Origin of the sequence: Psychrobacter sp. UBA5136, assembly GCF_002414005.1 — a bacterium.
Taxonomy (GTDB): domain Bacteria; phylum Pseudomonadota; class Gammaproteobacteria; order Pseudomonadales; family Moraxellaceae; genus Psychrobacter.
The window spans coordinates 91,963-103,352 of the sequence record NZ_DHYG01000008.1 but is presented as its reverse complement, the minus strand read 5'-3'; the positions used below and the strand labels follow the sequence as shown (position 1 = coordinate 103,352).

9 protein-coding genes and 1 tRNA gene are annotated in these 11,390 nt (G+C 44.5%); 1 reads left to right on the top strand and 9 read right to left on the bottom strand.

Features of this window, described 5'->3' with window-relative positions:
• Positions 1-251: 251 nt before the first annotated feature.
• The 9 genes from B4240_RS11575 to B4240_RS01230 form a co-directional block, all read right to left on the bottom strand.
• A complete protein-coding gene (locus tag B4240_RS11575; protein ID WP_414707065.1) occupies positions 252-479 on the bottom strand; it encodes a DUF302 domain-containing protein in 228 nt (75 codons plus the stop codon).
• A gap of 80 nt (positions 480-559) precedes the next feature.
• Positions 560-1,522 carry a GTP-binding protein gene (locus B4240_RS01265; protein ID WP_296236401.1) on the bottom strand — a complete coding sequence of 321 codons (963 nt, stop codon included), beginning with the start codon at positions 1,520-1,522 and terminating at the stop codon, positions 560-562.
• A gap of 5 nt (positions 1,523-1,527) precedes the next feature.
• The gene (locus B4240_RS01260) at positions 1,528-1,815 is read right to left on the bottom strand and encodes a hypothetical protein (protein WP_296236400.1); all 288 of its coding nucleotides are present in this window, start codon (positions 1,813-1,815) and stop codon (positions 1,528-1,530) included.
• A 101-nt stretch (positions 1,816-1,916) separates the two neighbouring features.
• On the bottom strand, positions 1,917-2,849 hold the full coding sequence (locus B4240_RS01255) for a polysaccharide deacetylase family protein (RefSeq protein WP_296236399.1): 933 nt from the start codon (positions 2,847-2,849) through the stop codon (positions 1,917-1,919).
• Between the two features lie 41 nt (positions 2,850-2,890).
• Positions 2,891-4,267, bottom strand: coding sequence for an amidase family protein (locus B4240_RS01250; protein WP_296236398.1), 1,377 nt, complete (start codon positions 4,265-4,267; stop codon positions 2,891-2,893).
• 405 nt (positions 4,268-4,672) lie between these two features.
• On the bottom strand, positions 4,673-4,813 hold the full coding sequence (locus tag B4240_RS01245; protein ID WP_296236397.1) for a hypothetical protein: 141 nt from the start codon (positions 4,811-4,813) through the stop codon (positions 4,673-4,675).
• A 200-nt stretch (positions 4,814-5,013) separates the two neighbouring features.
• A tRNA-Arg gene (locus B4240_RS01240) sits at positions 5,014-5,089 on the bottom strand.
• A 75-nt stretch (positions 5,090-5,164) separates the two neighbouring features.
• Positions 5,165-5,977, bottom strand: a complete 813-nt coding sequence (locus tag B4240_RS01235) for a hypothetical protein (RefSeq protein ID WP_296236396.1) — start codon at positions 5,975-5,977, stop codon at positions 5,165-5,167.
• Between the two features lie 60 nt (positions 5,978-6,037).
• The gene (locus B4240_RS01230) at positions 6,038-6,616 is read right to left on the bottom strand and encodes a hypothetical protein (protein WP_296236394.1); all 579 of its coding nucleotides are present in this window, start codon (positions 6,614-6,616) and stop codon (positions 6,038-6,040) included.
• A 473-nt stretch (positions 6,617-7,089) separates the two neighbouring features.
• Between B4240_RS01230 and B4240_RS01225 the strand changes: the two genes are divergently transcribed.
• Positions 7,090-11,370, top strand: coding sequence for an exodeoxyribonuclease V subunit gamma (locus tag B4240_RS01225; RefSeq protein ID WP_296236392.1), 4,281 nt, complete (start codon positions 7,090-7,092; stop codon positions 11,368-11,370).
• Positions 11,371-11,390: the final 20 nt, after the last annotated feature.

The window sequence follows — 11,390 nt, the reverse complement described above, 5'->3', positions numbered from 1 at the left end:
TATATATTTTGGGTTTGGTATAAGATACTTCGCAACTTCCAATTCTCTTGGCCTAAAGGTAAGCGATTAAGTAAATCGCGTCTTGATCGCCAATCAGGCATCTGAATATCTAACAAAGCTTTAAACCTATTGTTATGACGACGCTCCATAAAGTGTCATAGCTCATGAAGAATAAAAACGTATGTAATGTAATTTAGAACTATAGTCACTATAAAAAAAATAAAACGAGAGCTTATCAATGTTACTTTGTTTTATTTTGCAGTAGCTCCTGTACTTAACTTCATAAGGGGGATAGAGAATTTACTAGGATCATCATACTGTTGAATAATATGTCTTAATTCTAGATAGCCAGGATTGTGATAAGTGAGTCTTACTCGATTTGAAGAATATTCCCTATTAAGTATTTTTTGTGGCAAGTTAATCGCTAGTGTTTGCTGACATGGCATCAAGGATTTGCCTGCTTTTGGATTACCGAAAATAGCTACTTACGTTGGTCGCATCGTCAAACCTATGCTAGCAGCATTTTGCCGATGGTCAACCGTAGCAAATACTTAAATTTTTACCTTAAAAAGGAAGACATAGAAGAAAGCAACAACTCTTGATTCATATCTTCCCCTATAAACACGATATCTCCAGCAGTAGCATTGCTTTGCTCAATAGGTAAAACCTCAGGTTGCTGCATGACTTTGCGTACTGATTGTAATAAAAGCGTGCCTTCATCGGTATTCAAAACACCCTTAACGCGTAGGATGGTATCACCTCGAGCGTGAAGCAACGCTGAAAGCCAAACGGTAAACTCGACCCAATCTATTTCTTTAGGAATCGGTAGTGAGACCACAGTCGTTGATGTTCCCCCATTCGTTAGAATCGATTCGTATATTTCGGTTGGCGCTAGTAGCGAAGGTACAGGACTTTCGACGCCGAATGCGGATAAGGAAATCGGTGCAGTTGGATTGATTTTACTAATGGTTGAAACGAGGTTCGATAAGGATTGCTGGGGAACTTCCTCTGATTTTGCAATAACTACGCGATCAGCTGATAGAATTTGCTGACGACATAATGCATCAGTCTTCAGCGCAACATGAAAATGCAAAGCATCAGCCATGATGATGGTTTCTTGGAGAGCGAAATGATAGATCAGAATGGGATGCTCTTTAATCGCAATGATGATTTCTTCAGGGTCAGCTAAGCCACTGGTTTCTATAACTAAGGTATTGGGGGTAAGAGTATCAGGCTGAGCAATACTTAAACTGTTTGTTCGAGACTCAGCTACTTCAAGTAGTGCTGATATCAGCTCTTCCTTACCTTTTGGCGTACCCGCTGACCCCGTCAAAACGGTTACGCTCGTCGCTTCACCCAACAGCAAGTCATCAACGGGCTGCTGGGCTGCTTCTTGAGTAAACACTTGCGCGTTGCCATATGCTTTAGTAAATAACGCATGACGTAGCCATGTGGTTTTACCTGAACCCAAATAGCCGCTCAATAGAACGATATCAAGTCGGTTGTCTTGTGAGGTTTGCATTAAGATCAAACCATTGAATGAGTGGTTAAGGGGTCAATTGCAAAACCTTGACGGCGTTCTACTTCAGTCCACAGCTCAGTTAAGTTATTCACCATAACTCTCGCACCGCCTGGGCATAGCAGCTGAATCTGCGGGATTACACCATCCGCATAAACTGAAAACCCATAGGGTTTTAGCACTCGCTTTAGTATCGATATTCGATGAAACATTGCTCTGAGGCGAATACCTCCCTTTTGTGCACCTGCTTCTGTCCAGTGTCCTGGCGCTGCTGGATTGCCGCATGCATTACACATGGTTCTTCTCCCTATTATTGGCTTTGATAGCAATACTGCTAGCGTTATCAAAGCCAATGTCAAACACCGCTATTCTTAAGATCCACTACTTTTCAGTGCTGTTAAATAACTTCTGGGCGCTCACCGCCTTCAAACGGGTAGCGCTTACGGAAGTCTTCAGCAATGTCTTCAAACGGCATCCAAATGACACCTTCATGACCGTTGATATAGTTAATTAAACGCTCAAGCATCATGAGTACGTGTGGACGTCCGGAGACATCGGGGTGAATCGTGAAGGGAAACACAGCATAATCCATATTTTGATATACCCAGTCGAATTGATCACGCCACATTTGCTCGATATCACGTGGATTGACAAATCCATGGCTGTTAGGAACATTCTTCATGAACAGCATTGGTGGTAAATCATCCACGCACCAGTTGGCACCAATCTCAACAAGATCAATCTCGTCGCCATGAGTCATAGGGTGCATCCATTCTTCTGCAGGTTTTGAGTAGTCAATAACGTTCCAATCATCGCCAACTCGAGCATAGAAGGGCTGGAAATCACGATAGCCTTGGCTATGATCATACTTAAAATTATGCTTAGCAAGAATTTCAGGGGTAGATTTAGACATCTCCCACCAAGGAGCAACATAACCACGTGGACTTTGACCAGTCAGCTTAGTAATTAGCTCAACGGATTTTTCCATCACGGCTTCTTCTTGAGCACGCGTCATAGCAATAGGGTTCTCGTGCAGATAGCCATGCACACCTACTTCGTGACCATGATCCACAATCATTTTGGCAATATCTGGAAAAGATTCGAGGCTATGACCAGGGACAAAAAATGAGGTGCGTAGATCATATTTCTTAAAAAGCCTTAACAGACGCGGCACGCCAACTTCAGATGCCCAGACCCCGCGCTGAATGTCTGATGGGCTTTCACCGCCACCATATGATCCAATCCATCCTGCTACTGAATCTACATCTGTACCGAAGCCGCATATAATAGTTTTTTTACTCATGTCTCTCTCCTTGATGATTTGAGCCATGTCTGACTCCTTTGATAGTTTTACAGGAAGTTCCATTCCTTCTATAAATAATCATTAGCCCTGGATAACACACTTTCAACAGCAAGAGCAGCAGAGAGTAAGTCACTCTCGTAGCCGCCTAACATTGATAATAAGATGCTAGTAGGCATCTGGTTTCTATCCACACCATTTGGTAGAGCAACGCCGCACCAATCCAAAAAATTGCCGAACCCAGGATTTCGCAGTATTAATTTATTCATACGTTGGTATAATTCATCATCTTGTTCTAGAGGTTCAAGCTTGGGCGCAGTGATAGGTGTTGTTGGGTATAAAATGATTTGATTGCCTAAATCTCGACGGTTTTCTTTTATTAACCGTGCTCGTGTTCTTAATATAACAATCAAGTCGCGAGCTGATAGATCTCCTGCATCAAGGATGCGCTCAAGAACCCGTTGGTCCATATCAGCCGCTTTGGCAGAATGCACCAAATCCCAATGCAGATCGAGCGCTTCTGGGCCAACCAGATAACCATGCTCAGCGGTTAGCGTTCTTATTTGGTCAAACTCAGTGCAAACGCCGCGTGTCACCGTTGCCCCTGCCGCCTCTAAAGCACGGACACTGGCTTCAAAATTCTCAATCACAGCATCTTGTGCGTCTTCAAAGACAACATTGGTAGGAATAAAGAATTTGAGTTGGCTGATAGCTGTTGGTTTAGGCATTGCAACAGCTTGCCCATTGAGAACTTTCGCCGCACCGATGCAGCTTTTTACGTCAGCAGCAAGTGGACCAAAGGTATCCAATGTCTTTGATAGGTGAAACACGCCACCTTTTGGGAATGCGATACTAGAACCTTTATAGCCAACTACGCCGTTTAATGCCGCAGGAATGCGTATCGAACCCCCAGTATCACTGCCGATAGCAAGTGGTACTAGTCCGCGGGCTACAGCGACACCGCAGCCTGAGGAAGAGCCACCAGGAATACGAGTAGGGCCAGTACCATGGGGGTTTTTGGGTGTTCCAAAGTGAGGATTGAGACCGAGACCTGAATAGGCAAATTCGGTCATATTAAGACAGCCGATTGATATCAGGCCAGCTTGAGTGGCATTCGCGACAACATCTGCATCACATGTAGCAGGGGCATTAGATTTAAGTACCACCGAGCCTGCAGTCGTTACACGATCCTTGATATCAAAAAGATCTTTCCATGCAATAGGAATACCATCCCACAGACTAAGGAGCCTACCTTCGTTACGTCGCTGCTTTGAAGCATGTGCTTCTCTAAGTGCTCGTTCTTCAAGTAGCACTGTGAATATAGAAGGGTCAGAAGATTTGATATTGGCGAACGTCTCTTCAACAAGATTGACCGGGCAAAGACTTCCTTTTTCAAGACCGATTGCTATCTCTATAGCTGAAACCGATCTTTTTGCAACCTTACTCATAACCCTCTCCATGTTGGCGGTTTTGTTAGAGGTTCTACTACTAACCATAAGTCAAAAAAGTTTTATAGTCAAACCCCCAACATTAACAACATTAACAACATTAACAACATCAACTAAGAAAACTAGACTTCATAATTTAGCCTTATACACTATACGAATGATAGCATTCAGAGCCTTTTCGACTTAACAAAATAAAATAGACCTATGACATGTCTAAATGTTATTTATATTTTGAACACTAGAATTTTAAGGTGCTTAATCACGTGCCAGCCGAGCCTCTTTTAGTGAAACTTCTGGTTTAAAGGTAGAGTCAACGATTTGTTTGGCTGGCTTGTAGATTCCTATTTGATAGATTTTTTGTTTAGGCTTAAGTTCTTTATCAGATTGATAGCGATAAGTCATCTGTCAAAATAGTGAGCCATTTGGATGTTGTATAAGATATAAATTGTTGCTATCACCATGACGCATGACTTTAATAGGCGGGGATTGTTTAGCGATTGCTTTCACGCCAGCATCAGTTAATCGATAGTCTTGTCTTCTCATCATGGCTTATACTTCAAGGCGCTCAGAGATTTAACAACAACCTCACTGCATAATTAACCACAAAAAATGACGTCGTATATTATTTAACAACATTGTAGAGATGCTGTCAGGTAATGCCAAGTGTTTAATAAACAGTAATTGCTAGGTACGGTAGGCGTTTAAGGGGTTTGAGGTAATACGAGGTTATGGCGAAAGAAAATGGTTGGTGCGCCCACAGGGACTCGAACCCCGATCGATCGCTTAGGAGGCAACTGCTCTATCCTGTTGAGCTATAGGCGCTTAATGGTGGAGTGCTATTGTAGAAAAAAGGGTTTATAAAAGCAATGAGTAATCACTAGGCAGCGGACTTTATGTTTACTTACCATTGCTAAGGGCGTCGGAGACATCCACAGAGAGCTCACCTGTTGCTTGCTTGGGGCGTGACGTCGGTTTAAATAAATTGTCCATATCATTCTTATAGCCGTCAATATTGTCATAATCATACTGGCTTAAGATGTCTTGTCCGGTACTTGAGAGCAAAAAGTTTCTAAAGCTAATAGCAGCAGGATTTTGGGTTAAGACAACGCCATCCACTGCTTGCGTATCTTGCAAGGCATAGCTAAACGACGCCAGACTTCGGGTAACACTGTTGTCGTTTTTGGCTTGTGGCGCTTCCGCATTAACATCATCATTAGAATTGACGTCTTCGCTCTCTACTGTGTTTTGATTGCGCTTATCTTGAGCGGCCTGTAATTGTTCTTGTAAAGGTGCTAAACGCGCTTTCGATAAATGGCTATTGGCAATAATCACATCAGTATCAACAAGAAAAGACGCGCGCCCATTATCAGGGCGATTACTGGCTGTGTCATTGACGTCTGATAGGGTCAGAAGGTCAGTAGCAGAGACATAATTTGTCTCTATCTGTACACGAGGGTAGCGTGCTTGGAAGCTTGCGATGACAGCGTCTAAAGGCGTTTGGAGCTTTTCTTCTGCTTGGATATGCAACGTGCTTTTGACAATGGCGTTTTCGTCATCGTCTGCTGCTATCGACGGGTCATTGTCGTTTACCATGATCGGTAGAGGGTCAATATTTTTACGGTTGCTGGCCCATAACCAAGTAAAGATAGCGATAAAAATAATCAACAGCAGTAAAATAAGCCCCGCTAATAGCAGCTTGTAGTCTCTCATAAGTTACCGCTCTTTTTTGGTTAATGTAATCAATAAGGTAAAGAAATGCCCGTAGCAGATTTATTCATACTGGTTTAAGACTTCGTCTGCTAAGTCCGCCAGCATACTAGCAAAGATATCTGTCTCTTTTGCGACAGTAGCGGGTGCTTGTTGCGCGCTATTTTTTTTCTTAGTAGCGTTGTCTTTTTTCATGGCGCTACTGTTATCTGCTGACGCAGCTTGGTAGTTTGAAGGGGAAGCCGTCTGCTTGTCAATCGCTTTTGCTCCTGCCATTGTTTCTACAATTTTAGCCGCTACCGTTTGATGCGCGGCTAATGGCGATTCGCCTGTGGTGAGTTTGTCTTTGAGCCATTTAAAACCATGTGCCTCCCACCATGCTTCAAAACGCGGTAACGTGCTACCGCGTACCGCTATCGGTAAGTTCAAAGTACGTAGCTTTTGTGCAAGCACAGGGTCGCTTATGGCTTGATGGATACTGAGATAGAGGCCGCTGCTATCATCGGTATAAGGCTGTCTGTTTTGCCACGATCTATCATCAATTTTCATACGTGGCAGTTGCCACAGCTCTCCGCGGTAGTATACAACATATAACCGCCGTTTAGGATGAACGAAAATGGCATCAATGGGGCGCATGGGCATAGTATTATGATATCTCGCTGACAAAAAGTTCAGATAAAAGATGTAACGACATCCATTGTCGCAGGCGGTTTTGCTATACAGGTGATATACTAGTAAACCGCCGTAAACAATGGCACACTGATCAGCAAGTTACGCGCGTTATTATTTCTTATCGCCGCTAATCGGTTTACCATTTCTAGTCGTTTTACTATTACCGACAGTTTTATCACCACTCACACGGTTTTATTAATAGGTATAATTATTAGTGGGCATTATGCTAGCAGAAATGCAATAGTCTAACGACCACCAAACATAGATTGTCGAGTGTTGTCTGCTGCGTTTCTTCTCTATAAAAAGTATGAAACCATGACGCTACTATCAGCTTTGATGCAAGCATTTAATGCAAACATCAGCCTCGACATGAATAGCACGTTTTAGTCGCGGTCTCTTTTTTACTATTCCAGTTTTATTACGCCAATCAGATTACATTCTTTATGTTTACCATTATTCAGTCGCACCGTACCGAACACTTAGTTGAGCAATTACTGACCGCTTATCAGTCTAAAAACTTGCCTATTTTTGCAGAATTTATCGTCATCGTGCCGTCGATGGTGCTGGGTGATTGGTTGGATAAATCCATTGCCAGTCAAGCGGGAATTAGCACTTTGGTGACCACTAAGTTTTGGGGTCAGTATCAATGGACCTTGATGCAAAAGGTACTTGCCGAGCACAATGTCTGGCTTGAGGCCAATCAGCGCACGCAAGAAATTGTGACGGTGCCAGAAGTTGCGGTGCTGACGGGTGCGGTGATGCAGTGGCGGCTGTTCGGTTATTTTACCTATTATAAAGCAAAGATTATGGCCGATGATAAGCATCCTTTGTATCCACTGCTATCGGCATTACTCGATGAAGAGGCGGACCGTAGTCAGCAAGATGTACGGCTATGGTCGTTGGCGACAGATTTTTCACGGGTGTTTAGTCGTTATTTGACTCACCGGGAGGATTGGTTAACCCTATGGTCGGCTAATAAAGCGGTTGATGTCGAGCTGCTCATCGCTGAAAAAGACAAGCTCACCATGGAGTTTGATAAATACGCTGGCAGCACGCCTGACTGGTTGGTTGCGCATTACACTGAGCTTGAGGTCGCCCAGCGGCATTTATGGCGGCTGTTGTTTGCTTCGGTATATGAGCATCGTGCCTCGATTGAGACACGTTTTTGGCAAATTATGGAACAAGATAAAGCGGATAGTGGGGTCGATATACAAGCGATATTGCCCACGCAGCTGCACATTTTTACCATTCAGCAATTACCGCAAAATGAGCTAAACTTCTTACAGCGCTTATCCACTTACATGGATATCACTTTGTTGCATTACAATCCATCGCAACTGTTTTGGGCAGATATTGTCGATAAACAGTGGCTACAACGTCAGCAGGTGATTAACCCCGAAAGCGTGTTTCTGCGTGATTATGGCCACACGCTATTGTCGCGTTTGGGCAAGCAGTCGCGCGAGACCTTTGCTATGCTGGCAAGCCTATCGGGCAACGAAGACACAAACGGCTTTAAGCTTGATTGGCAAGATAGGTTCGATGTTGACTACCAGCCTGCTTCACAATCTGAACGGCCGCTAAGTTTGCTTGCACACCTGCAACAAGACGTCCTTATGCTCGATGAAAGCGCAACGCAGCAAACGACCGCTGGACGTTTAAGTGCCGCGCTAAGTACGCAACTGCAAGATTCTAAAAATAGCCTAAGCGATAATATTGACTCATTATATAGCGACGAGCATTTAAGAGGTAAGCGCTACGAGCAGCCCCGACAATGGCAATTATCGCAGTATGATAATAGCCTAAGCATTCATTCTTGCCATAACCTGCAACGTCAGCTTGAAATACTGCGCGGTATGATTGGACGTTGGTTAAACGAGCCAAACGAAGATGGCAGCGCGCGTCATCTGTCTGATATCGTCGTGCTACTTCCTGATGTCGATCGTCATCATGAACTGATTAACTCGGTGTTTGTAAATGGCGAGGGGCAAGATGGTCTGACGCTACCGGCTAAAGTGACGGGCGTCGTCGACAAATCAATTCGTCAACTGTGGGAAGCGATACGCGGATTTTATGACCTGTTAGGTAGTGAAAGTGCTCGCTTTGAAGCGGCTGAGGTTTTTGACTGGTTGATGCTGCCACCGCTATACGAAAGCCTTGGTTTAACGCATGAGCAGATGAGCCGCGCCTGTGATTTGCTAGAGCAAGCAGGATTTGTACGCGGTTTTGATGAAGCGCATTTGCAGCAAACGCTTGATGGTAACGATTATGATTATCGGTTTAGCTTTGCCCATGCGCTAGACAAGGTGGCACTAGGTTTGGTGATGCCCGAGGCACAGATTAGCGACTGTCTTTATCCTGATAACTGGCAGGATAATGCCTTAGCAGAAAAAACTGTGCCCATGTCGGCGGTGAGTTTGGCGGATGCAGCGATTGTTGAAGCGCTATGCCGCGTTTATAATGGTTTGCATCATTGCCGCTACGAGTTTGAAGCCCGTCATAATGCCGAAAAGTGGCTCAATAATATTGAAAACCATATCATTCATCCTTACTTTGGTGCGCTTGATCAAACGCGTCCGATGCGCGCTATTTTTAACGCGATGAATGGTTTTAAAAGCAGCTTACGTGCCAACCGTCATTATCAGCGCTACCATAGCGAAAACGACAATCACTCACGCGCGACAGCGGACAATGAAGCACCTAATGACCAATCACATTCATTGCAGCGTGAAGCCAGCCAAGTCCAATCAAAATTATCGCAAGTTAGCAATTTGCCCTTAAAGCTAAGCTTTATGCTGGACAGTATCGAGGATGAGTTAGAAAGCCAGCAGGTCAGTGCCGAGCCAACGGGCGTGATAACCTTTGGGCGGTTTGGGGCGCTGCGTAACGTACCGTTTGGCTTGGTCGTGATGCTTAATATGGATTTGGCTGAATTCCCCAACCGTGACCGCGACAACCGTTATGATTTGATGAAAGCTGGGCTGGCACGCCGCGGTGATAGATTTAGCGAAGATGATGATAATGGGGCGTTTTTAGATGCGCTACTGTGCGCGCGCAATGCCTGCTGGATTTTTTATAATGGACAGCGCTTGACCGATGCTCATGAGCACCTGCCAGCCAATCCGGTGAGTGAGTTGTTGCAATTTTTACAGGGTGAAGTGCAATGGCAGTGGAATCCTTTAAAAATTGAGGCGCGTAAAACCCAATCGTTAATGAATGATGATAGCGATGATGAATCAGCGTTGGCGGTGCAAGTTCAGCGTTATTTGCCTAAGCTTATCGAGCAGTGGCTAGTGACCCGTCATCCAGCATTGCCTTTTGCCGAAGAGGTATTTGTGCAACCAGATGCGCTTAATGAGTCATCTGACGCAAATAATTTGGCAACCGATGAAGATGATGGTGAAGTACTGATGGACTTACTGACACGTGCGATGCAAAAAGAAAAAGCCTATCAGCAAAGTACCAATGCACCAGCTCGCGTATGGCATGAGGTTTTTGAGCGCTTGAGTTCTCAAGACGATGCTACTTTACCAGTACTTAAGGTTAACCTACCGAGTGCAGAAGATTATGCCATTATTGCGCGGCGTATTGCGTTGGATAGTACGTCACCGCATGAGGCTATGCCTATGCAAGTACAAGGAATTGATGAAGGGTTTGAGATCAACCAAGTCGATATGCAGTCTTTGTATTATCAAGTGCGTCACCCTGCCAAACATTTTTTACGCGAGCAGCAGGTGCATGTGGTGTTGCCTGCAGATGAGATGGCGCACCAAGAGCCTTTGTCATTATCAGGCTTAAGTGCGTATGAGGTGAATTCACAACTGCTTGATGAGTTAAATAAAGACAGCAATAAAGACAGCGATGCCGCTTCTATTAAATCTCTTAGCAAACTATTATACGACCCCGTCATGCCCGCTGGCGTGGCGCGGCAATCCACACTGCAGTATCAGCAATTAAAACTGCAACAGCAATGCCAAGAGTTTGCCGAGCAGCTATCGTCATTAGGAATAGAGGCGCACAGCGGTGCGAGCCGTGTTTTATTAACCCCATGTGCTGAAACCATGACCACGGTTATGACCCCAGACATAAACCGACAAGGTAAATTGCAGATTAAAGGCATAGTGCCCGTCAAAGTGTCTGCTACTCATCATAACTTGGAGGACGAGTTATCCTCGCCTGAGCTTTGGTTGAATATCCTACCCAATAGCGCGCGTACCCAATATTTACTGCGTTTTTGGTTGGCGCATGTGTATTGGCAGGTTGCGCGCCGTACTACCGAGGCGCAAGTTGTCGCTGGCGATGGTAGGAGCATTTGGCGCTTCAATAAAGCCGGCGATGAATATAAAAAATTTAAAGGTAAAACCACCTTTGAGCTTGCACCCATTGCTTATGACAAAGCTTTAGCAGAACTGCTTAAATGGGTCAGGTTTGCGCACCTGGCTGGCAAAATGCCGATGACGGTGCTACCTGTCCATGCGCTTACTTACCTTGATAAAGTTGATGATGCCAAAGCAAAAGACACGGATTATCAGCCAAAGCGCAGTGATTTTGAGGGTTGGTTATGGCCAAGTTTTAACAGTGAGGTTAACTATGACACTTGCTCGCAGCATGAGCTATGGCAGTACATTCTTTATAAACAGGATGTTTTTGCCAAGTTAAAAGATGCGCTACCAGCATTGTCAGCGCCTTTATTTGGCACGATGGTCGAATCCTTACAAGCGCTATAAGGCGGTTTGTTTTTAATAGT

Coding starts and splice junctions, on each gene's coding strand:
- B4240_RS01255 (WP_296236399.1), bottom strand. CDS start 2,849: ATGGCTCAAATCATCAAGGAGAGAGACATGAGTAAAAAAACTATTATA.
- B4240_RS01225 (WP_296236392.1), top strand. CDS start 7,090: ATGTTTACCATTATTCAGTCGCACCGTACCGAACACTTAGTTGAGCAA.
- B4240_RS01260 (WP_296236400.1), bottom strand. CDS start 1,815: ATGTGTAATGCATGCGGCAATCCAGCAGCGCCAGGACACTGGACAGAA.
- B4240_RS01230 (WP_296236394.1), bottom strand. CDS start 6,616: ATGCCCATGCGCCCCATTGATGCCATTTTCGTTCATCCTAAACGGCGG.
- B4240_RS01235 (WP_296236396.1), bottom strand. CDS start 5,977: ATGAGAGACTACAAGCTGCTATTAGCGGGGCTTATTTTACTGCTGTTG.
- B4240_RS01265 (WP_296236401.1), bottom strand. CDS start 1,522: ATGCAAACCTCACAAGACAACCGACTTGATATCGTTCTATTGAGCGGC.
- B4240_RS01245 (WP_296236397.1), bottom strand. CDS start 4,813: ATGATGAGAAGACAAGACTATCGATTAACTGATGCTGGCGTGAAAGCA.
- B4240_RS01250 (WP_296236398.1), bottom strand. CDS start 4,267: ATGAGTAAGGTTGCAAAAAGATCGGTTTCAGCTATAGAGATAGCAATC.